This is a genomic window from Brevibacterium sp. 'Marine' (genome assembly GCF_012844365.1).
Lineage (GTDB): Bacteria > Actinomycetota > Actinomycetes > Actinomycetales > Brevibacteriaceae > Brevibacterium.
This window is the reverse complement of record NZ_CP051626.1, coordinates 3,484,925-3,506,779: the sequence shown is the minus strand read 5'-3', so window position 1 is coordinate 3,506,779 and position 21,855 is coordinate 3,484,925. Positions and strand designations below refer to the sequence as shown.

At 65.8% G+C, this 21,855-nt stretch carries 21 protein-coding genes; 15 read left to right on the top strand and 6 right to left on the bottom strand.

Annotated features, from left to right (window positions below):
* Nucleotides 1-79: 79 nt before the first annotated feature.
* A complete protein-coding gene (locus HF684_RS15795; protein WP_169253248.1) occupies nucleotides 80-1,195 on the top strand; it encodes an LLM class flavin-dependent oxidoreductase in 1,116 nt (371 codons plus the stop codon).
* Between the two features lie 372 nt (nucleotides 1,196-1,567).
* Nucleotides 1,568-2,656 carry a C40 family peptidase gene (locus tag HF684_RS15790; RefSeq protein ID WP_169253247.1) on the top strand — a complete coding sequence of 363 codons (1,089 nt, stop codon included), beginning with the start codon at nucleotides 1,568-1,570 and terminating at the stop codon, nucleotides 2,654-2,656.
* A gap of 370 nt (nucleotides 2,657-3,026) precedes the next feature.
* Here HF684_RS15790 and pepN read toward each other — a convergent pair whose 3' ends face one another.
* Nucleotides 3,027-6,113 (bottom strand): aminopeptidase N, encoded by a 3,087-nt coding sequence (gene pepN / locus HF684_RS15785; protein WP_169253246.1) that lies wholly within the window; start codon nucleotides 6,111-6,113, stop codon nucleotides 3,027-3,029.
* 85 nt (nucleotides 6,114-6,198) lie between these two features.
* On the opposite strand from pepN, the gene HF684_RS15780 reads away from it, so the two are divergent.
* Complete coding sequence (locus HF684_RS15780) at nucleotides 6,199-7,347, top strand: FUSC family protein (RefSeq protein WP_169253245.1); 1,149 nt, start codon at nucleotides 6,199-6,201, stop codon at nucleotides 7,345-7,347.
* Nucleotides 7,348-7,359: 12 nt separating this feature from the next.
* Here HF684_RS15780 and HF684_RS15775 read toward each other — a convergent pair whose 3' ends face one another.
* Nucleotides 7,360-8,046, bottom strand: a complete 687-nt coding sequence (locus HF684_RS15775; protein WP_169253244.1) for an XRE family transcriptional regulator — start codon at nucleotides 8,044-8,046, stop codon at nucleotides 7,360-7,362.
* Nucleotides 8,047-8,112: 66 nt separating this feature from the next.
* On the opposite strand from HF684_RS15775, the gene HF684_RS15770 reads away from it, so the two are divergent.
* The 6 genes from HF684_RS15770 (at nucleotide 8,113) to HF684_RS15745 (ending at nucleotide 12,771) form a co-directional block, all read left to right on the top strand.
* Nucleotides 8,113-8,889, top strand: a complete 777-nt coding sequence (locus HF684_RS15770; protein ID WP_169253243.1) for an AzlC family ABC transporter permease — start codon at nucleotides 8,113-8,115, stop codon at nucleotides 8,887-8,889.
* Complete coding sequence (locus HF684_RS15765) at nucleotides 8,886-9,323, top strand: AzlD domain-containing protein (RefSeq protein ID WP_169253242.1); 438 nt, start codon at nucleotides 8,886-8,888, stop codon at nucleotides 9,321-9,323. The genes HF684_RS15770 and HF684_RS15765 overlap by 4 nt, the downstream gene beginning before the upstream one ends.
* Before the next feature lie 193 nt (nucleotides 9,324-9,516).
* Nucleotides 9,517-9,828 (top strand): DUF2516 family protein, encoded by a 312-nt coding sequence (locus HF684_RS15760; protein ID WP_169253241.1) that lies wholly within the window; start codon nucleotides 9,517-9,519, stop codon nucleotides 9,826-9,828.
* 73 nt (nucleotides 9,829-9,901) lie between these two features.
* On the top strand, nucleotides 9,902-10,711 hold the full coding sequence (locus tag HF684_RS15755; protein ID WP_169253240.1) for an alpha/beta hydrolase: 810 nt from the start codon (nucleotides 9,902-9,904) through the stop codon (nucleotides 10,709-10,711).
* A gap of 102 nt (nucleotides 10,712-10,813) precedes the next feature.
* A complete protein-coding gene (locus HF684_RS15750) occupies nucleotides 10,814-12,145 on the top strand; it encodes a glycosyltransferase (RefSeq protein WP_248278982.1) in 1,332 nt (443 codons plus the stop codon).
* Between the two features lie 50 nt (nucleotides 12,146-12,195).
* Entirely contained in the window at nucleotides 12,196-12,771 is a 576-nt protein-coding gene (locus tag HF684_RS15745; protein WP_169253239.1) for a YbjN domain-containing protein, read from the top strand.
* Between the two features lie 27 nt (nucleotides 12,772-12,798).
* Here HF684_RS15745 and HF684_RS18845 read toward each other — a convergent pair whose 3' ends face one another.
* Nucleotides 12,799-13,542: a GNAT family N-acetyltransferase gene (locus HF684_RS18845; protein ID WP_248278981.1), complete on the bottom strand. Its 744-nt coding sequence runs from the start codon at nucleotides 13,540-13,542 to the stop codon at nucleotides 12,799-12,801.
* Nucleotides 13,539-14,582: a bile acid:sodium symporter family protein gene (locus tag HF684_RS15730; RefSeq protein WP_248278980.1), complete on the bottom strand. Its 1,044-nt coding sequence runs from the start codon at nucleotides 14,580-14,582 to the stop codon at nucleotides 13,539-13,541. The genes HF684_RS18845 and HF684_RS15730 overlap by 4 nt, the downstream gene beginning before the upstream one ends.
* 203 nt (nucleotides 14,583-14,785) lie before the next feature.
* Here HF684_RS15730 and HF684_RS15725 point away from each other — a divergent pair, with 203 nt between their 5' ends.
* On the top strand, nucleotides 14,786-15,529 hold the full coding sequence (locus HF684_RS15725; RefSeq protein ID WP_169253238.1) for a phosphoglyceromutase: 744 nt from the start codon (nucleotides 14,786-14,788) through the stop codon (nucleotides 15,527-15,529).
* 135 nt (nucleotides 15,530-15,664) lie between these two features.
* On the opposite strand, the gene phoU is transcribed toward HF684_RS15725, so the two are convergent.
* Nucleotides 15,665-16,327, bottom strand: a complete 663-nt coding sequence (gene phoU / locus HF684_RS15720) for a phosphate signaling complex protein PhoU (protein WP_169253237.1) — start codon at nucleotides 16,325-16,327, stop codon at nucleotides 15,665-15,667.
* A gap of 267 nt (nucleotides 16,328-16,594) precedes the next feature.
* Between phoU and HF684_RS15715 the strand changes: the two genes are divergently transcribed.
* Both HF684_RS15715 and HF684_RS15710 read left to right on the top strand, forming a co-directional pair.
* Nucleotides 16,595-18,067 (top strand): ATP-binding protein, encoded by a 1,473-nt coding sequence (locus tag HF684_RS15715; protein WP_169253236.1) that lies wholly within the window; start codon nucleotides 16,595-16,597, stop codon nucleotides 18,065-18,067.
* Entirely contained in the window at nucleotides 18,064-18,747 is a 684-nt protein-coding gene (locus tag HF684_RS15710) for a response regulator transcription factor (protein ID WP_039208435.1), read from the top strand. Before HF684_RS15715 ends, HF684_RS15710 begins: the two co-directional genes overlap by 4 nt.
* A 229-nt stretch (nucleotides 18,748-18,976) precedes the next feature.
* Here the strand turns inward: HF684_RS15710 and HF684_RS15705 are convergent, their stop codons facing one another.
* Nucleotides 18,977-19,540: a hypothetical protein gene (locus HF684_RS15705; protein WP_169253235.1), complete on the bottom strand. Its 564-nt coding sequence runs from the start codon at nucleotides 19,538-19,540 to the stop codon at nucleotides 18,977-18,979.
* A gap of 352 nt (nucleotides 19,541-19,892) precedes the next feature.
* Here HF684_RS15705 and HF684_RS15700 point away from each other — a divergent pair, with 352 nt between their 5' ends.
* Genes HF684_RS15700 through ispF form a run of 3 tightly spaced genes read left to right on the top strand, consistent with a single transcriptional unit; the run spans nucleotide 19,893 to nucleotide 21,834 of the window.
* A complete protein-coding gene (locus HF684_RS15700) occupies nucleotides 19,893-20,375 on the top strand; it encodes a CarD family transcriptional regulator (RefSeq protein WP_025779034.1) in 483 nt (160 codons plus the stop codon).
* Nucleotides 20,369-21,352, top strand: a complete 984-nt coding sequence (locus HF684_RS15695) for a 2-C-methyl-D-erythritol 4-phosphate cytidylyltransferase (protein ID WP_348981453.1) — start codon at nucleotides 20,369-20,371, stop codon at nucleotides 21,350-21,352. The genes HF684_RS15700 and HF684_RS15695 overlap by 7 nt, the downstream gene beginning before the upstream one ends.
* Nucleotides 21,349-21,834, top strand: coding sequence for a 2-C-methyl-D-erythritol 2,4-cyclodiphosphate synthase (gene ispF, locus HF684_RS15690; protein WP_169253234.1), 486 nt, complete (start codon nucleotides 21,349-21,351; stop codon nucleotides 21,832-21,834). Before HF684_RS15695 ends, ispF begins: the two co-directional genes overlap by 4 nt.
* The last annotated feature ends 21 nt before the right edge of the window (nucleotides 21,835-21,855 follow it).

Here is a 21,855-nt window from a genome sequence, read left to right as displayed (position 1 = left end):
CGCCGGATGGACCCTCTTCGGTCGATCGCCAGGTCGGTCGGGATCGGAATGTTCCGCTCGCACGCACTGTTGCCTCGGTATGAAGCTTTCGATCCTCGACCTCATCCCCGTCCGCACAGGACAGACGACAGCAGACTCCTTCGCCGCCTCGAAGCAGATCATCGACACGGCTGACAAGCTCGGATTCACTCGCTATTGGGTGGCCGAGCACCACAACATGCCGTCGATCGCATCGACGATGCCTGGGCCCGAACTCATGTACCTCGGCCAAGGAACTCAGCAGATCCGCCTCGGTTCCGGTGGGGTCATGCTTCCCAACCACGCTCCGCTGGCCGTCGCCGAACTCTTCGCCCTCCTGTCGGCGGTCTACGGCGACCGCATCGATCTGGGAATCGGGCGCGCACCGGGGACGGACCCGATCACCTCGGCGGCAATGCGAGGCCACCTCGGCGAGGGACGGATGGTCGACGGCGAAGGGCGAGCAATCGATCCCGTCGAACAGTTCCCCCAACACGTGATCGACACTCTCAGCCTCATGCAGCCCGAAGGGATGCGAGTTCCGCTCCACGGCGGGCGCGAACACGTGCTCAAGGCGACCCCCGCGGCAGTGCCGGGAACGCAGCCGCTGCCGTGGCTGCTCGGATCGTCCGGATACTCTGCGCGGCTGGCAGCTGAGCTCGGCATGCCCTATGTCTTCGCCAACCACTTCGCATCCGGTGCCACCACCGGAATGAAGATCTACCGCGACAATTTCACTCCGGGCGCCTATGGTGACACGCCGCAGACCTTCGTCACGGCCAACGTCGTCGCGGCACCCACCGAGGATGAAGCGCAGCTGCGCTCGGAACCCTTCATGCTGCAGATGGCTCGACTGCGCACCGGCGGACCGATGGAGAAACTGCACCTGGCCGGCGACGACGTGCGATCCGTGATGACCGACCAGGAGCGCATGGTCGGCGAAGAGCTCTCCGGCAACTGGATCATCGGCGACACGGAATCCGTGTCCGCGCAGCTCGAGGAACTCGCCGAGCGCTTCGACGTCGACGAGATCATGATCCAGCCGATCGCCGGCGCCATGGAAGGCGAAGACGTACGCGAAGACCCGGGACGGATCCAGACGATCGAATTGCTCGCCGCAGAAGTCCTCGGTTCCACCACAGCTTCCGGCGTCGCTGGTGCAGGCACCGATAAGTGAGAGCTGGTGCAGGAGAGCTGGTGCAGGCACCGATATGTGACACCTGACTGAGGGCTGTCCCCGGTGCCGCTGGCTGATATCGGTCGGGGCCGATATCAGCCAGCGGCACCGGATCGAAGTCTCAGCTGAGCATCGATTCGAGCAAGAGGACTTCAATCCATGACCAGTCCGCGTTATCCTGTCACGGTGTCATGAATACCGACAGTCGTGTGACAGCCGGTAGAATCGACACCGTGCAGAACCTCGTTTCCGGCGAGGCCGCTCCTGACGGGGAGGCCGAATCTGAAGCGAAGACAGTACGCCGAATGCGCTTGCGCACCTTCGGAGACTTCCCCCACGCGGGCCTGCCGCCCGCAGACCGAAAGAGAAATAATGCGTACCAAAATTGCTGTTTCGGCAGCACTTGGGGTCGGACTGGTTTTCGGCGCCGGTGCTCCCGCACTGTCGAGCAATCTGTCCTCGACCGACGCCGCAAATACGTCCGGCATCTCCGCTGGTGTTGTACCCGGCCAAGAGCTCGAACGAATCACCGATGGCAAGATCGAGAAGGGCGAGACCGCCTACGTCGATGTCACGGTAGCGACGCTGTGGACCGACCCTAAGGCCCCGCGCAAGGTGGATAAGCCTGCGCTCCAGCACCCCGTCGACCTCAAGAAGTGGAACAAGAATCTCGAATCCACCGATGTGCGCCGCGGACTGACTGGCAAAACCGAGACCCAGGCGACCTACGGTTCGGAAGTCTCCGTCCTCGATATCAAGGGCAGCTGGGCCAAGGTTGCCGTGACCGACCAGAAGACCCCGAAGGACAAGAAGGGCTACCCGGGCTGGCTGCCCAAGAAGCAGCTGGTCGAAAACGACCGCTTCGGAAAGCTCCGCGAGGACCAGCCCCGCGCCGTGGTCACGAAGCCCAAGAGCGAACTCGAAGGCATCGAATTCACCAAGGACACCGGTGCCGACGTCAGCTTCAACGTCGACCTGCCCCTCATCGCCCAGGACGTCGACGATGTCCGCGTCGCACTCCCCGGAGGCGGAGCCGCCTGGATCGATATCGACGATGTCGAGGTCTACGATGTCGGCGGCAAACCCGAGAAGCCCAGCGGCAAAGACCTTGTGAAGACCGCGAAGCAGTTCGACGGCCTGCGCTACCTGTGGGCCGGAGTCTCCGCTTACGGATTCGACTGCTCCGGATTCACCTACTCCATCTACAAAGCCCACGGCATCGACCTGCCCCGCGACTCCGGCGAACAGGCGAAAGCCGGCAAGGCAGTCTCCTCGTCGAACCTCAAACCCGGTGACCTGCTGTTCTTCTCGACCAGTTCGGGAACGGTCCACCACGTCGGCATGTACGTCGGCGACGGCAAGATGATCCACTCGCCGAACGCGTCGAAGGACGTCTACGTCACCGACTGGAAGAAGTGGGATTCCGGAAACGAATTCTCCGGAGCCCGCCGGATCCTCTGACCCGGACTGAGCCGGAGCGGCCCGGATTGGGCCGGAGCGACGACCAGCCTGTTCACCCGGATACAGTTGCGAGCCGACACTTTGATGGCCGGTGCCCCAGGAAGGGTGCCGGCCATCAGCGATTTCAAGTGAGCCCTAGCTGGAGAGCCCCGCCAGGGGAGCGGCGCTCGTCGAAGCCGGTATCGAACAGAGTCGACCGGGACGACCGTCGGCCCGGTTTCACCGGTACTCGTCCGTCGAGGCGGCTGCTGAGCTGATTCGCTCATGGCCGCCCGCCGAAGCAGCTGCTGAGCGGATACGCCCAAGGTCCCCTCGCCGAGGCGGCTGCGGAGCTGATTCGCTCAAGCCCCCTCGCCGAGGCGCCTTCCGGTCAGTGACGTGAACTCTGAGTCGATTTCAGGAAGATGGCACGGGCCAGATCATCCCGTCGTTCGATGACCAGGCGGCGCAGGGCCGCGGGCGCATCGACGTTGGCCGCCAACCACGCGTCGGTCTTCTCGACCACAGCCTCCTCGTTGACGGACCAGCGGGGGTAGAGGCCGAGCACCAGGCGACGGGCGATCTCGATCGAATTGTCCATCCAGAACCCGAGCAGACCATCGAAGTACTCATCGACATACTCCTCGATGAGCGGCATCGCACTCGGCGCGATGAATCCGGAGATGATCGCCGACAGCACATCATTGCTCAGCGCGCCCGCCTCGCGGATCGCCTCCCACGCACGGATCTTGACGATCGGCAGAGGCAGGGCCGCACTGGCTGTCTCGGCGTGAAGTCGGCCCGAAGAGCTGGGATCAGAATGATTCTCCCGTGCGATATCCGTCTGATCGGCCCACCCGAGGCACACGAGCGCCGTCAGCGCATTCCACCGCAGGGCATGATCATTGATGAGGCCGCGGAACGGCAGCGTCGCAGTCGAATGCTCGGCACCTCGACCCGCGCGGGCACCGCCGGACGCTTCGACCGACTGATCCACCGTACCGGCTTGATCCACCGCTTCGGCCTGATCTGCAGAATCGACTCGCCCGGCCTGCCCGGGGGCTCCGGCATACATCCGGTCGACCTCCTCGCCGACGGGCACCGCAAGGATCTGACTGGCGAATCCACGACCCATGGCCACCGCGGAACTGCCGGCGGCGCATCGCGCCGTCCGCGACGTCAGCGCCAACACCAGATTGGCCAGATGCAGCTGCGCATCCGACCCGGCCTTCGCCGCAGCCAACGCATCCAACGCCGCTCCCAGCAGCCCCATGATCGCGGCATCGAAGTTCCGGTCCGCCACCCACTGATCGATGCAGGTCAGAGCGGTCTGACTGAGCCCCGCCATGATCCCTGCGTGGCTCTCCTTGCCCAAGCTTCGGGCATAGGCGGTGAGATACTTCTGGACCGGCATGAGCCCATCGCGGACCGCATTGTCCAACGCCGACCACACCAGCGCCCGCGACAGCGGGTCCGTGATCCGCGACGCCGAAGTGACCGCCGCCTCCATCGATTCCGGATCCAGGCGCACCCGCGCATAGTCCAGATCGTTGTAGTTGAGCAGAGTGATCACGCCGGCACTGCGGCCGATCAGCTGCTCGACGTCGGCCGACTCGGTCGAGAACTCGAAACGGAAGGAATCGAGGGGAACGATCGCCCGCCCCGACCGCCCGAGCGTGGCGATCTCGATCGTGTGCGGCCGCAGCAGAGCCGCGCCCTCGGCCGAATCGGCCTGAGTGATCGTGGCACCCGTGACCTTCTCCGACCCGGACCGTCGCCGAGGCGGCTGAACACTGCCGCTGCCCCCGGACCCGGCCGCATGAGCGACTCCGGTCGCACTGTCGACGCTGTCGTCGACCGCATCCGGACTGCGCAGCCGAGCTCCCGAGCTCGAAGCCACGAGTCTCCCGCCTCCCGCGCCCCGCGAGGCAGCAACGGAATCCGTCGGTGCTCCGCCGCTGGCGAATCCAGCAGACCCGGAGTATCCAGCCGACCCGACCGCTCCAGCCGACCCGACCGCTCCAGCCGACCCGGCCGCCGACCCGGCCGAAGGCCCAGCTGCACCATCCGAGGTGGTCAGCTGCAGGGACAGCTCCGAGACTCCGGACGTCCCCAACCACGCGGCCGCCCAGTTCGCGATGTCCCTGTCGGGAGCCGCCTCGGCGAGGCATTCGAGGAAATCCGCGAGCTCGGTGTTGCCGTACTCGAACCGTTTGAAGTACAGCCGCGACCCGGCGAAGAACGCCTCCCGGCCGACGAACGCGACGAGCTGCTTGAGCACGGATGCGCCCTTGGCATAGGTGATGCCGTCGAAATTGAGCTTCGCGGCCTCGACGTCGGGGATGTCGGCGACGATCGGGTGCGTCGTCGGATACAGATCCTGTGTGTACGCCCACGCCTTGCGCCGCAGCGCGAAAGTCACCCAGCCGTCGGTGAACCGGGTCGCCTCGGCCAGCGCGAGCCCACCCATGAAATCGGCGAACGACTCCTTGAGCCACAGATCATCCCACCACTTCATCGTGACGAGATCGCCGAACCACATGTGCGCCATCTCGTGCAGGATGACATTGGCACGTGATTCGTAGTTCGCGTCCGTGACCTTGTCGCGGAAGATCAGATTGTCCGTGAACGTGACCAGACCGGGGTTCTCCATCGCGCCGAGGTTGTACTCGGGGACGAAGATCTGATCGTACTTGCCCCACGGATAGGGGTAGTCGAATTCGGAGGTGAAGAAATCGAGCCCGGCCTTCGTGACGCCGAAGATATCGTCCGCGTCGAGGTGATCGACGAGGCTCGCCCGCGTCCATGCGCCCAGCTGCACGGTCTGTCCGGTGCGCGGGTCCGTCCACTCATCCGTCGCCCCTTCGTATGGGCCCGCGGTGATGCAGGTGATATAGCTCGACTGCTTGAGCGTCGGTTCGAAGTGATGGGTGACCGCCGAGGCGGCCCCCGCCGCTGCCTCGGCCGGTTCCGTCCTCGCTTCGGCCCGGTTCGACAGGACCTGAAAATGCGCGGGAGCCGTGACCGTGAAGATGAACTCCGCCTTGAGGTCGGGCTGGTCGAAGTTCGCGAACACACGTCTGGCGTCGGTGGGCTCGTACTGCGTATAGAGGTAGGTCTTGCCGTCGGCAGGATCGGTGAACCGGTGCAGCCCCTCGCCCGAGGTGGAATAGCGTGCCTGCGCTTCGATCGTCAGGGAATTGCGGCCGGCGCGGACGGGGAACGTGACCCGGGCGCCGTCGAACACCTCGGCGGGGGAGAGGCTCTCACCATTGATCAGCACGGACGTCACGGAGTCGGCGATCAGGTCGATGAATGTCGAATCGACGAAGCGGGCGGTGAAGTCGACGACAGTGCGAGAAAGATAGGTGTCGGCGTCGGTTTCAGCGTTGCTGACGTCGATATGGACTGAGTAGGAATCGACCTCGAGCAGCTGTGTTCGACTCTGCGCTTCGCTTCGGGTGAGATTCGTTGTCATTCAATAGCCTCCTCGGCGGACAGACTTTAGCATGCCACATTTCCGGTATTCTGAGTACAGGACCAGCAAGCGGCAGAGGGGACTGATGGCGGAGACTCGGGTCAGCGAACTGCCTCGGCGGGGGTTCAACGTCGTCGCCCACCGCCTGCGCTTGGGACTCAAGCGGGTGTGGGTGAATTCCGGTCAGCTGATCCAGATCCCCATCGCCGCGACCGCCGCCTACTCCTTCTGCGTCTATGTGCTCGGCCACCCGTATCCGTTCCTTGCCGCGGTCGCCTCGGCCGTCGGCATCGGCCCCGTCGTCGACCGTCGTCTGCGCCGCGCCCTCGAGATCGGCTTCGGGGCGACGTTCGGGGTGCTCGTCGGCGAGATCCTCGTCAACCTCTACGGCTCCGGCATCTGGCAGCTCGCCCTGACTCTGATCATCGGCCTGGTCATCGGCACGATCCTCAACTCCGGCGGCATCTTCATCACTCAGATCGCCGTCCAATCCGTCTATGTCGTCGTTGTCCCCGCCAGCGCCACCACCCTGCCGTTCCCGCGCACCCTCGACGCGCTGACCGGATCCGTCTGCGCGATTCTGCTGGCCCTGCTGATCCCGCGCGACGCCCGAAAGGTTCCGCGGCGTTTGGCCGCAGACATGCTCGAGGAGATCGACGCCGTCCTCCGGATGATGAAACGCGCCCTGCGCGAAGCCGATGTGACCATGGCCGGGCGGGCCCTCGAGCGTGCTCGCGAAACCCAGGACATCATCGACTCCTGGGGCTCATCCCTGCGGATCTCCCGCGAGGCCGCGAAGATCAATGCGCGGGCCCGACGCCATGCCGCCGAGGTGACCCGACTGTCCCGCGCCCACACCTTCTCCGACCGAGCCATGCGGACCATGCGGGTCATCGCCCGTCGTGTCGTCGGCGTCACCGAGCTCGGCGTCGGCAAGCCCGTCATCGCCGATTACGTCGGCTCCTTGGCCGACGGTGCGAAGAAGCTCGAGATCGCCTTGCGTCGTGGGACCGATCGATCCCTCGCCGAGGCGGCCCTGTCCGAGGCAGCGGGAGCTCTGGATCCGCGGGCGAAGTCCGATTGGGACATCCACGACGAGTCGATGGTTCTGCTCCTGCGCACGGTCGCCGTCGACCTGCTGCAGGCCGCGGGACTCACGCGTGCCGAAGCCCAGTCGCGGCTTCCGCCGCTGGCCGAGAACGCCGATGACGACGATGGCCCGGCCGCCGAATAGCCGTGGAGGCAGTCAGCTGCTTTCGACGACGAAGACGGCGTTCGTGCCCGGCGCCAGAGCCGTGAAGCGATGAGGCTGATCGCCCGGATAGGTGAGATAGTCGCCGACGCCCAGGTCATAGGACTTCCCGAGCACCTCGATGCGAGCGGCCCCGCGGCCGAGGATGACATGTTCGATCGTGCCCTGGGGATGCGGCTGAGATTCTCTGGGCTCGCCCGGTTCGGCTTGGATGAAGTAGACGTCCCGTCGGGCATTCGTCGGCGACGGTGAGAGCAGGGTGGCCACGTAGTTCGCGGTCGTCGACGGCAGGCTGGGCATATCGCCGACATGCTGGAATGCGACCTCGTGCGGGGGAGGGTCGAGCAGGCGGGCGAGAGGGATGTCGAGCGCAGCGGCCAGAGCCCACATCGTCTCCAAACTCGGATTCCCGCTTCCGGTCTCGAGTCCGGACATCGTCGACTTGCCGACGCCGGCCCGCCGGGCGACCTCGGACAAGGAGAGCCCGGCCCGCAGCCGTTCACGTTTCAGGGCCGCAGCGATCTGCTGACTCGGTGACAGCGACGGGCCGGGCGCGGCGGCGCCGGCGGCAGAGTCAGCGGCGGAGCCGACGGTGTGCTCGACGGCCGCCTCGGCGACCGGGACGGTGTCGGGGCCGTCCTGAGCGTCATTCAGCGAACCGTCGGTGCTTCGAGAAGTCATGGGTTCACTATAGCGGTTAAGTCGTTCGGGTTGACGAACGATTGCCGAGGGTGCACTGTATAGAACATGAGTTCATTATTTCGCACGGCTGATCGGGTGCTGCCCGGTTCGATGTATCGCGCGGTGGCCATCGTCACCGTCACGATCATCGCCGTCGCGCTGTCGTACGGTGCGATCTCCGCAGTCTCCGGATTCGCCTGGTGGCAGACGCTGCTGTTGGCGATGTTCGCCCTCGGCGGCGCCGCCGAATTCACCTTCGTCGGCGTCATCGCCGCCGGCGGCGCCCCGATCCTCGCGGTGCTCGCAGGACTCCTCGTCAACTCCCGGAACTTCGCGTTCGGTGTCGCTGTCGGCCCCTTCTTCCCGCAGGACTGGCGTGCACTCATCGCCTCCCACTGGATCAACGACGAATCCACCGCGATCTCGCGTACCGGGCACAATGACCGCGCGAAGTGGCACGCATTCCTGCTCATGGGAGCGGCGATCGCAATCATGTGGCCCGGCGGTGCCATGGTCGGACAGTGGCTGGGCAACGTCATCAATGCGGACCTGCTCGGCCTCGACGCGGCTTTCCCCATCATCCTCTTCTGCCTCATTCGCGGGGATCTGAAGAACCGGGTCACACTCTCGCTGACCGTCATCGGCATCCTCATCGCCGTGGGACTGACCCCGCTGCTGCCGCTCGGTCTGGGAGCAGTGACCTCGCTGTCCGTGTTCGTCTTCGTCGCCGCCGGCTGGGCGGTGCGCTCGTTCCTCCGTCGCCGCCGGTCCGGAGGCAGCGATGCGGACCAGCACAGCGCCGACCACCCGCAGTCCGCGACTCGAGGGGAGGGGCCGCGATGAGCGCCGTCAGCTTCCTCATCGCCCTGGCCGGGCTCAGCCTCGGAACCTATCTCATGCGCTTCGCCGGGGTGAAGGTGGGAGCGGCCATCGCCACGAAGGGGCGTCGGCGCACCCCGACGGCCGCCTCGGTGGGGACTCTGCCCTCGGAATCCGCACCCGCCACGCCCGCTGAGACCGCCACGCCTGTCGAACCCTCAGGTCCCGCCGACTCGACCGAACGCGTGACGATGTGGATGGACCGGGCCACGGTCGTGCTCATCGGCGCCGTCTTCGCCACGACCGCGGTCTTCGACGGCACGGACATCGCCGATCCGGCGCGCCTCCTCGGCGTCGGTGCCGGCGTGCTTGCCGCGATCCTGCGTGTGCCGATGCTGCTCGCTGTGGTCATCGGCATGGCCGTGTGCGCGCTCATCCGCACGACCGGGATCCTCTGAGCAGGGGCGGCGGCACCCGCTGACTGCGGTCGCGAGGAATCGAGCCGCCACCGCAAATGTGGGACGGCACCTGCCGACTGCGGCCTCGAGGCAGTGCCCACCCACTGTGAAAGCCGTGGGATGCGGGTGGGCAATTGCCGAGGATCTCCCGCCCGGAACTGCCCCGACAGCCCGAGATTGCTAGGCTGGGACCATGGAATACATCGCGGGCTTTCAGCGTCTCGTCTTTCTGGCACTGACGGTGGCCGCATTCATCGTCCAACTCTGGGCGTTCATCGACTGCCTCCGCTTCAAGGACGAGAACTACCGCGCCGTGGACAAGCAGAGCAAGAAGTTCTGGGTCATCCTCCTCGGCGTCGGACTCGCGCTCGCCCTCATCGCCCTGCCGCCGATGGGCATGAGCATGATCTTCCTCAACATCATCGCCCTCGTCGCCGGCATCGTCTACCTCACCGACGTGCGCCCGAAGGTCAGGGCCGTCGACCCGCGCTACCGCAAACGCTGACCGGCTTGTCGCCGCAACGGGCTTCGCGGACCCGATCGGCAAGCGCCCAGCACACGCTGACTAGACTCGCCCTATGAGCACCGACCTCAACCTGCCGGGCCCCGATTCCGGCTACATCGCCACGTTCGGAACCGGCGACCCGCACACCCTCTTCGGCCACGGATTCGCCGGCGCGATCCGCGACACCCGCCCCTTCGGCACCGGCGTCACCGGCACCCGCCACTTCCTCCACCTGCCCGGACACGGCGGCCGACCCTCACCCGGCCCCGGGTGGACCTACCCGCAGATCGCCGAAGTGCTCGCCGACGCTGTGAGCGCCACCTCGGCGAGCCGAGCGCTGGGCGTGTCGATGTCCGCCGGCGGGCTCCTCCACCTGCTCAGCATCGCCCACCCCGTGACCCGCGACCTCGAGAAGGTCGCCCTCGTCCTCCCCGCCTCCTTCACCGGATTCCCCGCCGAGGCGGCCGCCGCCAACCGCTCCTACCTGGAGAGACTGCGTCGCCTCGTCGCCGATGAGGACATCGACGGCATCGTCGAACTCATGCTCTCCCGCGAGCCCGCCGAGGTGGCCCAGATGCTTCCCGCCCGGGCCTGGACGAAGGCGAAGGCCGAGAACCTCGTCCGCACCGACATGTCCGACGGGCTCGGACTCGGCCTCGAAAACGCCGTCGCGGACACCGACGTCGCCGCCGAGAATCTGCGCTCCTTCCCCGGCGACGTCCTCGTGCTCACCCACGAAGACGACCCGGCGCACCCGGTCGCCGTCGCCGAGGACATCCACCGTGCGATTCCGACCTCCCGTCTCGAAGTGCTCCCCGCCGGATCGATCCTGTGGCGCGGACGACACGACGTGCGGCGCATCCTCGGCACCTTCTTCGATTAGGCGTTGGCTTCGGTGAGGGACCGGCTTCGGTGAGGCGCCGGCTTCGGTGAAGGACCGGCTTCGACTGGTCACCCGACCGAGGTCGTTGGCTAGACTGTCTCCGTGCGCATCTCCGTCCTCTCCCTCCACACCTCGCCCGTCGCCCAACCCGGCCAGGGCGATGCCGGAGGGATGAACGTCTATGTCGACCAATCCGTGCGCGCGCTCGCCGCAGCCGGACACCGAATCGACGTATTCACCGCCGACCCCGGCGGACTCGACGGCACGGGAGCCGGCGCGGACACGAAGCTGGAGATCACCGAATCCATCACCCTCCACCACCTGCCGGTCGGCGCTGCGACGAAGGACGAACTCGCCGACGCGATCGACGAACTCGCCGAACTGCTCACGGTCCACCCCGACTTCTGCGCCGCCGATCTCATCTGGACCCACTATTGGATCTCCGCCGAGGCGGCCCTGCGCGCCCGTGACATCGCCGACGACTCCGACCCCGAGTCCGCGGGCGTGCTGGGGCCGGGCAGAGCAGTGCGGGCGCCGATCGCGGTGAGCATGCACACGATCGGTGCCGTGAAGAACCGCGATTCGGAGACCAGCCACGAACGGCCCCAGCGACTCGACGCCGAAGGACGCATCGCCGCGCAGGCCGACCTGCTCGTCGCGGCCACCCCTGCCGAACGCCGCGACCTCGTCACCGAACTCCACGCCGATCCCGGCTCGGTCGTCGTCGCCCGACCAGGGGTCGACCATGCCCTCTACATACCGGGCGCTCAGGCGGACGCGCGCGAACGTCTGGGATTCGCCGCGAACGAGGCGATCGTCCTCTACGTCGGGCGGATGCAGTTCATCAAGGGCACGGACGTCGCCGTCGACGCCCTGGCCGAACTGCGGGAACGCAACCCCCACCTGGCTTCTCGAACCCGCGGAATCCTCCTCGGCGCCGCCTCGGGGGCAGGTGTCGAAGCAGGCGGAGGAGCGGTCCGCCCCTCCTCGGCGTATCTGCGGGATCTGACCACGGCGATCGGGAACGAACCCAGCGTCGAGGTCCGCCCTCCCGTTCCCTCCCGCATCCTCGTCGACTACTACCGGGCCGCGGACGTGCTCATCATCCCCTCCCGCAGCGAATCCTTCGGACTCGTGGCCGCCGAGGCAGCCGCTTCAGGGCTGCCGGCGATCGCCTCGGCGGTGGGTGGACTCCCGGAGATCGTCGAACACGGACATTCGGGACTGCTCATCGCCGATCACAACCCCCACCACTGGGCGACGGCCATCGAAACCCTGCTCGAGGACACGCAGCTTCGGGCGGATCTCGCCGGTCACGCCGTCGACCGCGCCCAACGCTTCGATTGGGGTCGGACCGTCGCCGTCGTCCTCGACGCCGTGCCGGAGAGCTCCGGTGCATCATCTCGGAAGTCGGACGCGCTGGGAGCGTGCTGAGGGACTAGAGTCGGCGGTGAGCACGAGAGCCGAGCGAAGGACGTGAGAGCATGAGCACCGACACCGAGGCGATCCTGACCGGAGTGCGCACCTGGGCCGAGAATAACGAGGTCCCCGTGGACTCGATCGAGGACACGGAGATCGTCGTCACCCTGCCGGGGGAGAAGAAGCTCAAGACGAACGTGGCGATCAGCGTCTTCGCTCGCACCGCCCATCTGCAGGCTTTCGTCATCCGTCATCCCGATGAGAACTCGGCCGAATTCAATCGGTGGCTGCTGCAGAAGAACCTCAGGCCCGGGCCGGTGTCGTTTGCGATCGACAGCCTCGGCGATGTCTATCTGCGGGCGAGCGTGCCACGCGAGCATCTGCTCGATGAGCTCGACGGGCTGCTCGGTGCCATGCTCGCCACGGCGGATTCCTCGTTCAACGAACTCCTCCTCATCGGATTCCTCACGGGGATGAAGAAGGAATGGGCCTGGAGGGTCGGTCGGGGTGAGTCGACGCGCAACCTTGCGGCGTTCGAGAAGGTGCTCAGCGGGGAGGACAACGAATTCATCGGCACCTTCGGCGACGCCGATCCCGAACCTCCGGCGGTGTCGGCCGATCGGGAAAGCACGGGAGAGTAAGGGCCCGAGCTCATGAGTGCGGCGAACTCAGTCGAGCGGGCGCTTCATTCCCTCATGGCTGGCGACATAGCCGAGCCGGTCATAGAATCGTTGTGCGTCGGTGCGTGACTTGTCGGTTGTGAGCTGAGCGAGTCCGGCGCCGAAGCGACGTCCGCATTCGTGAGCCCATTCGAACACCGCTGTCCCGAGCCCCACTCCCTGAGCCGCGGCACCGATGCGCACCGCTTCGATCTGCAGACGAAGAGTGCCTTGGCGAGACAGGCTGGGCAGCAGACTCAGCTGCAGGGTGCCGACGATGGTCGAGTCGGCGTGGTCCTGAACTGCAGGATCGGCGTGCCCCGCAGTGTCGGCTTGTCCAGCGGAGTCGGGCTGGCCCGCGGCTTCGGCCAGACCTGCGGAGTCGGGCTGACCTGCGGAGTCGGGCGGGCCAGCGGCTTCGGTGACGGCGACGAGGAGTTGGTTGGGATCGGCATCGATGAGTGCGAAGGCACGAGCATAGGGGTCTGCCTCCTCGGCGCCGGGGGAGGCAGGAGAGGAACCAGACGCGGCTCCCGCACGGCCGACCGCAGCGGCGCCGGTCTCGCGGGCAGCTCCGGTCTCGCGGGCAGCGCCGAGGACGTCATCGCGCAGCAGTGCGACAAGCGCCGGCACATCGGCCTCGGCGGCGCGGCGGATGGTGAACGTCCGGCCGGCCGACACCAGGGTCTCCGGGGAGAAGCCGTCGAAGCCTCGGCCCGATCGGCCCTCGTGCGCGGTCGCCTCGGCGGTCATCGGCCCGTGGTTTCCGCCGATGACGCACTCGCGGCTGCAGGATCATGGTCGGGCGCATCGACTGGTGGCTTGCCGTAGGGGCGACGAGCGAAGAGGGAGGCGACCACGGCGCCGGAGACGTTGTGCCACACGCTGAAGACCGCCCCGGGCAGTGCGGCGAGCGGCGAGAAGTACGTGGTGGCCAACGTCGAGGCGAGACCGGAGTTCTGGAGTCCGACTTCGAAGGACAGCGCACGTCGCGTCGGGGTGTCGAGACGGCAGGCCGTGGCCACACCGTAGCCGATGCCCAGTCCGAGCAGATTGTGGGTGACGACGGCCAGCAGAACGAGCACACCGGCTGTGGCGATCGAACCCGCCGAGCCGGCCACGACGATCGCGACGATGTAGGCGATGGCGATCGAGGCGAGCCATGGCAGCACGGGCGAGATCGTGTCGACGAACTTCGACGCGAGCACTCGGACGAGGACGCCGACGATGACCGGCACGAGCACGGTCTGGCAGATCGAGACGAACATCGACCAGAAGGGCACGTCCATATACGAACCCGCCAGCCACAGGGTCAGCAGCGGGGTGAGCACGGGAGCGCACAGCGTCGACAGGGTCGTGATCGACACCGACAGTGCCGTGTCGCCCTTCGCCAGATAGGTCACGACATTCGAGGCTGTGCCGCCGGGCGCGCAGCCGACGAGGATGACACCGACGGCGATCTCGGGAGGAAGTGAATACACGGTCACGACGAGGAGGCCGAGCAGCGGCATCGCCACGAACTGAGTGACGACGCCGAGCACCGCAATCCACGGCCGCTTGGCGATGCGAGCGAAGTCGGGCAGCGTCAGGGTCAGCCCCATGAAGAACATGACCACGCCGAGCGCCCACGTGATCGACGGGGCCAGAGGCGTGAAGGCATCGGGCAGCAGGAACCCGAGCACCCCCGCAATGACGACGAGGACCGGCAGGGCCGTGACAGCGATGATCGAACTGCGGTCGGCGGCGGGAGCGGCGGTGCCCCCGGAAGCCTGGTGTGCTGGCGTGTGTGACATGGGTACAGACTACTCCGCTCATATTGTCATGCGAGACACATGCCCAGACATTGAGACCCTGTCTGCGGCCTGACGGACCCTGTCAGCGGGGAGACATGACCTTGTCTGCGGCCGGACAGCGAAGACTGTGTCTGCGGGGAGAGGGCCGCCGGCGACGACGGTCGCCGGCGCCCCCATCGGAGCGGTCGTGTCAAAATGGAGCCATGACGTATAACCTCATCCTGCTGCGCCACGGCGAAAGCGAATGGAACCAGAAGAATCTGTTCACCGGATGGGTCGACGTGACCCTGACCGACAAAGGCCGTGCCGAAGGCAAACGCGCCGGTGAGCTGCTGCGGGAAAAAAGCCTCATCCCCGATGTCGTCTATACCTCGCGGCTCAAGCGCGCGATCCTGACTGCGAACATCGCGCTCGAAGCCGCCGACCTGTCATGGCTCGACGTCCACCGCAGCTGGCGGCTGAACGAACGCCACTACGGCGCACTGCAGGGCAAGAACAAGAAGGAGATCCGCGACGAGTTCGGCGAAGAGCAGTTCATGACCTGGCGCCGCTCCTTCGACACCCCGCCGCCGGCACTGGCCGACAGCTCGGAATTCTCGCAGGCCGGTGAAGCCCGCTACGCCAACCTCGGCGATGCGCTGCCCCGCACCGAATGCCTCGCCGACGTCATCGACCGTCTCCTGCCCTACTGGTACGACACCCTCGTGCCCGAACTCACCGTCGGCAAGACCGTGCTCGTGGCCGCCCACGGCAACTCGCTGCGCGCACTGGTCAAGCACCTCGACGGGATCTCCGATGCCGACATCACGGGGTTGAATATCCCCACCGGCATTCCGCTGCACTACGAACTCACCGAGGATTTCACCCCGGTCACCCCCGGCGGCACCTACCTCGACGCCGAGGCGGCCGCGGCAGCGATCGGCCAAGTCGCCAACCAGGGACGCTGAGCCGGACACAGACGCTGAGCCGGACACAGTCGCTGAGCCGGACACAGACGACGATCGCCAAGGTGTAAGAACCACCTCGGCGATCGTCGTCTGCGCGGTCTGCGCGTGCGTGCGTGAGTCCGTGCGACGCGGGCCTCACTTCTTCGACAGGTAGGGCTCCCAATTGCCGGTGAGCAGGTACTCGACCTTCTGCGACACGGACACCGCGTGATCACCAAAACGTTCGTAGTAGCGCGAGAGCAGGGTGACATCGGCGATATGGCGGGGAGCCAGCGAACCGGCCGGAGCCTCGCCGAGCTTCCCGAACACGCTCAGGTGGAGTTCGTCGAGCTCCTCGTCGATGGCGTTGATCGTGGGCACATCGGTCAGTCCGGGATTCGAGAGCAGGCTCTGCGTCGCCTCGGCGATCTTGTCACCGGATTCGCCCATCCGCACGAACACGGATTCGAAGCCTTCGGGGATCGCGGACTCCGGATAGCGGATGCGCACCTGCTGGGCGATGTGACGGGCGAGGTCGCCCATGCGCTCGAGCGATGCCGACATCCGCAGCGAGCCGATGACGGCGCGCAGATCCGCAGCCACCGGAGCCTGCAGGGCAAGCATCTCGGCGGCCTGCTGATCGAGGGTGAACTGCATGTTGTCGATGACGGAGTCGGCCTCGATGACCTGCTCGGCCAGCTCGAGATCATTCGAATGCAGCGCCTGATTGGCCAGGCGGATGGCGTCGAGGACCTTGGTGGACATGCCGACCAGCTGGGTGGCCAGATCATCCAATTCGTTTCTGAAGACTTCGCGCATGAACTGCGGTTCCCTAACTCTTGATCGTGACAATCGGGAGTGACTGTCGGCGGTGCTTGGCGGCCTGAGGGGTGCCCGCGATTCCGGTCCGCACCCTCAGCGGGGGAAAGCAGAGGGCAGGAACGACGGGGAACGCAGGCACACAGACGTCAGCTTCGCATGATCGAGTGAACGACTCCAGACGAGAAGGTGAATTCCTCGGCAAATACTGTCAGCAGAAGTGAATTCGGTGCGCCGGGGCGGTGGACACCGCCTAAGCTTGAGGCTGTGGATCTGTTAGTCGTGGCGGTCCTGACCGGCGTCGTCGGCCTGGGCCTGGGTATTGCGGGAATTCTTGCGTTCCGATTCAGCGAACGCTCCCGCGATGCTGCCGATCTGCATTCGGAGGACGACCTGCCCGAGGGAATCGCCGAGGTGCTCGCCGTTCTGTCCTCGGCCGCCATCGTCATCGACGCCGGTGACGATGTGGTCAAAGCCTCCCCGGCCGCGTACACGTTCGGCCTGGTCAGAGGTCATTCGCTCGCCTCGCCGGAGATGCTGAGAGTCGTCGGCCGCGTGCGCGCCCGCGGTCTCATCGAAGAGATCGACCTCGAGCAGACACGGGAGAACTCCGAATCCGTGCTCCGCTACCTCCACGCCCGCGTCGCGCCCCTGGGAACCTCCTTCGTCCTCGTCCTCTGCGACGACCAGACCGAATCCAAACGCGTCGACGCCGTCCGCCGCGACTTCGTCGCCAACGTGTCCCATGAACTCAAGACGCCGATCGGTGCGATGGCTCTGCTCGCCGAGGCTGTCACCGACTTCGCCGACGACCCGGCCGCAGTCGAGCGCTTCGGCGGGAGAATGCAGCGGGAGTCGAAGAGGCTGACCCAGCTGGTGCAGGAGATCATCGACCTCTCCCGCGTCCAGGACCACGCCGCTCCCGCGACGACCGAGAAGATCTCCGTCGCCGAGGTGGTCGACGATGCCGCTGACCGTGCCCGGACCGGCGCGGAGGGCAAGAACATCCACATCGAGGTCTCCCCGCCGAGCGACCTGCTCATCGAAGGCAACTACGAACTGCTCGTCAATGCGGTGCGCAACCTCATCGACAATGCCGTGAACTACTCGCCGGAGGGCACTCGAGTCGGCGTCGGAGTCGACCTCGTCGACGAGCGCATCGAGATCGCCGTGACCGACCAGGGCATCGGCATGACCGCTCAGGACACCGAGCGCGTCTTCGAACGCTTCTACCGGGTCGACCCGGCTCGCTCCCGGATCACCGGAGGCACGGGGCTGGGCCTGAGCATCGTCAAGCACATCGTCGCCACCCATGGCGGTGAAGTGCGCGTGTGGAGCCGACTGAACAAGGGATCGACGTTCACGATCGTCCTCCCGCTGGCCGGAACCGCAGCCGATGCCGCCGCCACCGATTCGGCACCGGCCGGGGTGCTCATCGAACACTCCGCAGATTCGACCGGAGTCGCGTCGACAGGGGAGGACGGGACCGCCTCGGCGGATGACGACGGGCACGGGACCGCCTCGGCGGAAGATGAGGGGCACGGCACCGCCTCGGCGGGTGGCGACGGGCACGGCACCGCCTCGGCGGGTGACGACGGGCACGGCACCGCCGCCTCCGATGCGGACGACCCGGCCGACGACAGCGGCAAGCCCGCCGGTGATAATGGAGACGGTGGGGCGACCGCCGACCCATCCAAGGATCTGACCGAAGAAAGCGAACAAAGGAAGCTCACAACGTGACTCGTATTCTGCTTGTCGAGGACGAAGATTCGTTCTCGGACCCGCTGTCGTACCTGCTCGGTAAGGAAGGGTACGAGGTGACGGTCGCCGATGACGGGCTCAAGGCTCTGGCGGAGTTCGACCGCACCGGCGCCGATCTGGTCCTGCTCGACCTCATGCTGCCCGGCGCGTCCGGCACCGAGGTGTGCCGCGAACTGCGGGCGAAATCCAATGTGCCGATCATCATGCTCACGGCCAAGGATTCTGAGATCGACAAGGTCGTAGGGCTCGAGCTCGGCGCCGATGACTATGTGACGAAGCCGTACTCCTCACGTGAGCTGCTGGCTCGTGTGCGGGCGGTGCTGCGACGCAATGTCGAGACCGAGGAGTTCGAGGACGAGTCCGTGCTCGAGGCCGGGGGAGTGCGCATCGACGTCGAACGCCACGTCGTATCTGTGCGCGGTGAAGAGCAGTCCATGCCGCTCAAGGAGTTCGAGCTCCTCGAGATCCTCGTGCGCAACTCCGGCCGCGTGATGACCCGCGGTCAGCTCATCGACCGGATCTGGGGCGAGGACTACGTGGGCGATACGAAAACGCTCGACGTCCACGTCAAACGACTGCGCGCGAAGATCGAGGAGAACCCCTCGGAACCGCGCCTGCTCACCACGGTGCGCGGACTCGGGTACAAGTTCGAGGCCTGAGGAAACCGACCGGCGAAGCCTGAGTTTCTGTGCAGGCGAGGCCGGGTGCAGCCGGTCGGAATCGTGAGGCCCTGTGCCGGCGGGGCTGGGATCGTAAGGGTCGGGACCGCGGGATCGTGAGGTCGGGACCGACCGGCCGGACATGAGCACAGAAGGAGCCGCTCACATCAAGTGAGCGGCTCCTTCTGTGCTTTCTGTGCTCTCGCGTGGTGTGTGCAGAGAGTGCTGATCAGCCGTTGGCCGCTGCGGTTCCCTCTGCTGCGCCGGCGTCCTCGCTGGGCATATCGGACGGAGACTCGGACGGCGCATCCGACGGCACGTACTCGTCGTAGTACGGCAGGACATCGGTGAGAAGCTGGGTCTCGATGACCTTCTCCTCACTGCCGTTCTTGACGGTGATGTCGACGAGATCGCCGGGCTCCGCCTCAAGGCTGTCGACGGTGACGACTTCCTTGGACGACGTCTCGGGGCTCATCGGGTCCTGGACGAAGGTGTCGCCGGCCTTGATCGATTCGCTCACCGTGGTGCCTGCGACCTCGATGGACACCTTGGCGGTGGAGTCACCCTTGTTGATGAGGGTGAAGAACAGCTGAGCCGGACCGGAGCTTTCCTTGTCCGTGATGAGCATGAGCCCACGGACCTCGACGTCGCCGACGGCTCCCGAGGCTCCATCGCCGCCGTTGTAGTGGTATTCGGCGGTCTGATGGGGAGACAGCAGGCTTGCACATCCGCTGACGGGGATAACGAGAGCGAGTGCGGCAACGGCGAGAGCCGCGCGGTTGTGCCGTTTCATTATGCTCCTTGAAGTGGCAATACAAGATCAGTCTGTATACTACCCGGTTTTTGACCCGCTGTAGAACCGGGCGGTCGGAGTCGCAGAGGTTCTGCAGCGCCCGGGCGCGTCGCGGCTGAAGATTCGGTGAAGAGCGAGCGAAGTCTCTCCCGCATCGCAGTCGGTCGAGGTCTTCATTCGAGCATGAAGGCACTGCGTCCTCTCCCGATGTTCTCGCTGACAGAGGCGGCAATGGGCTCGATCGCTGTGCGAGTCAGGGGCGGAGCCTAGCATGAAGAATCGCTGCCCTGAACGATTTCTGTGGCGAGCCTCATGGTAAACTGGGATTCCGCGAAAGGGGTTTGAAGAGAATATGAGTTTCCAGGTCGGCGACACTGTTGTCTATCCACATCACGGTGCAGCGACAATCCAAGAAATCAAGAAACGTGCCATCAAAGGTGAGGAGAAGCTGTATCTCAAGCTCCAGGTCGCGCATGGCGATCTCGTGATCGAGGTCCCCGCAGAGAACTGCGATCTGGTCGGTGTGCGAGACGTCGTCGGTGAAGAAGGCGTTGAGAAGGTCTTCAACGTCCTGCGTGCCGAATTCGTCGAAGAGCCTGCGAACTGGTCCCGCCGGTACAAGGCCAATGTTGAGAAGCTGCAGTCCGGTGACGTCATCAAGGTTGCCGAGGTCGTCCGCGATCTGTGGCGTCGCGAGCAGGACCGCGGCCTGTCGACCGGTGAGAAGCGCATGCTCTCGAAGGCCCGCCAGATCCTCGTCTCCGAACTCGCACTGGCCGAGAAGAAGGAAGAGTCCGAGGCGGAAGCTCTGCTGGACGAAGTGCTCGCATCCTGAGCACCTGTGTCATCATCCCGGCCGCAGGGTCGGGATCTCGTCTGGGCAGCAGTGAGCCGAAGGCCTTCGTCCATGTGAATGGACGGACAGTTCTGGCTCGCAGCCTTGAGACGGTCATCTCCTCGGGAGTCGCCTCCACAATCGTGGTGGTCGCTCCCGAGGAGTTTCTTATGCGCGCACGTGAAGAAATTGCCGAAGTGGCAGCAGAACAGAAATGCGAAATTTCAATTACAGCCGTAGCAGGAGGAGAGGATCGCATTTCCTCAGTGCAAACGGCCTTGAAACGTGAGCGTGTCGCGGACTACGTTCTCGTTCATGATGCGGCGAGGTGCCTGACCCCGCCCGATGTGTTCGCCCGAGTCGTTGCCGCGCTGCGATCCGGCGCCGAGGCGGTCGTCCCTGTCCTGCCGATGATCGATACCGTGCGGCGAGTCGTTTCGCACGAGACTGACGGCGCGGATCCGAGCGGAGGTGCAGGCTCGGACGCGAATGGCGTATCCGATGGGATTGTTGGGTCGATCCACGGTGTTTCTGACGCGGAAATCTCCGCGGATCGACCCAACAATCCAGATCCGGCTGTGGCTGAGGGCTCTGGCGCGCGTGAAGTGGTGCGAGGAGACCTCGATCGGGCCGAGCTGCGACGGGTCCAGACGCCTCAAGGATTCCGCGCCGAGGTGCTGCGGCGGGCCTATGCCAAGTTTGCAGCAGGTGGCGCTGGCTCTGCAGAAGGCGCTCGCTCAACCGAAGGCGTTGGCCCGACCGGCGGGGTCGGCCGGGTGGGCAGTGTGCTTCCGACGGACGATGCGGGGCTGGTGGAACGCCTCGGTGTCGACATCGTCGCCGTCGACGGTGACGACGAGGCGCTGAAGATCACCTATCCGCTCGACCTCGTCCTTGCGGAACAGCTCGCCCGAATGCGTGACGGAGCTGCGGTCCCTGGAGCAGATACGTTGGATTCGGCGAAGGAGCCACGATGAATCAGATCATTCCCCGCATCGGTACCGGCGTCGATGTCCATGCCTTCGCTGTCGACTCCGCACGCGAGCTGTGGGTTGCGGGACTGCTGTGGCCGGGCGAGACCGGACTCGAAGGACACTCGGACTCCGACGTGGCCGCCCACGCGTGCTGCGACGCGTTGTTCTCCGCCGCGGGGCTCGGCGACCTCGGTGAGCACTTCGGCGTCGACCGCCCGGAATTCGCCGGTGCCTCGGGTTCGGTGCTGCTCGCCGAGGCGGCCCGCATCGTCCGCGAGGCAGGCTTCGAGATCGGAAACATCTCCGTTCAGGTGATCGGCAACCGGCCGAAGATCGGCACGCGTCGTACAGAAGCCCAGCAGGCACTGTCGGCGGCAGCAGGCGCACCGGTATCGGTATCGGGCACCACCTCGGACGGCCTCGGGCTGACCGGCCGCGGCGAAGGAGTCGCGGCCATCGCCACCGCGCTGATCCACCCTCGCTGATCTGCCCGATCCGATCCATTC

Coding starts and splice junctions, on each gene's coding strand:
- HF684_RS15795 (WP_169253248.1), top strand. CDS start 80: ATGAAGCTTTCGATCCTCGACCTCATCCCCGTCCGCACAGGACAGACG.
- HF684_RS15790 (WP_169253247.1), top strand. CDS start 1,568: ATGCGTACCAAAATTGCTGTTTCGGCAGCACTTGGGGTCGGACTGGTT.
- pepN (WP_169253246.1), bottom strand. CDS start 6,113: ATGACAACGAATCTCACCCGAAGCGAAGCGCAGAGTCGAACACAGCTG.
- HF684_RS15780 (WP_169253245.1), top strand. CDS start 6,199: ATGGCGGAGACTCGGGTCAGCGAACTGCCTCGGCGGGGGTTCAACGTC.
- HF684_RS15775 (WP_169253244.1), bottom strand. CDS start 8,046: ATGACTTCTCGAAGCACCGACGGTTCGCTGAATGACGCTCAGGACGGC.
- HF684_RS15770 (WP_169253243.1), top strand. CDS start 8,113: ATGAGTTCATTATTTCGCACGGCTGATCGGGTGCTGCCCGGTTCGATG.
- HF684_RS15765 (WP_169253242.1), top strand. CDS start 8,886: ATGAGCGCCGTCAGCTTCCTCATCGCCCTGGCCGGGCTCAGCCTCGGA.
- HF684_RS15760 (WP_169253241.1), top strand. CDS start 9,517: ATGGAATACATCGCGGGCTTTCAGCGTCTCGTCTTTCTGGCACTGACG.
- HF684_RS15755 (WP_169253240.1), top strand. CDS start 9,902: ATGAGCACCGACCTCAACCTGCCGGGCCCCGATTCCGGCTACATCGCC.
- HF684_RS15745 (WP_169253239.1), top strand. CDS start 12,196: ATGAGCACCGACACCGAGGCGATCCTGACCGGAGTGCGCACCTGGGCC.
- HF684_RS18845 (WP_248278981.1), bottom strand. CDS start 13,542: ATGACCGCCGAGGCGACCGCGCACGAGGGCCGATCGGGCCGAGGCTTC.
- HF684_RS15730 (WP_248278980.1), bottom strand. CDS start 14,582: ATGTCACACACGCCAGCACACCAGGCTTCCGGGGGCACCGCCGCTCCC.
- HF684_RS15725 (WP_169253238.1), top strand. CDS start 14,786: ATGACGTATAACCTCATCCTGCTGCGCCACGGCGAAAGCGAATGGAAC.
- phoU (WP_169253237.1), bottom strand. CDS start 16,327: ATGCGCGAAGTCTTCAGAAACGAATTGGATGATCTGGCCACCCAGCTG.
- HF684_RS15705 (WP_169253235.1), bottom strand. CDS start 19,540: ATGAAACGGCACAACCGCGCGGCTCTCGCCGTTGCCGCACTCGCTCTC.
- HF684_RS15700 (WP_025779034.1), top strand. CDS start 19,893: ATGAGTTTCCAGGTCGGCGACACTGTTGTCTATCCACATCACGGTGCA.
- ispF (WP_169253234.1), top strand. CDS start 21,349: ATGAATCAGATCATTCCCCGCATCGGTACCGGCGTCGATGTCCATGCC.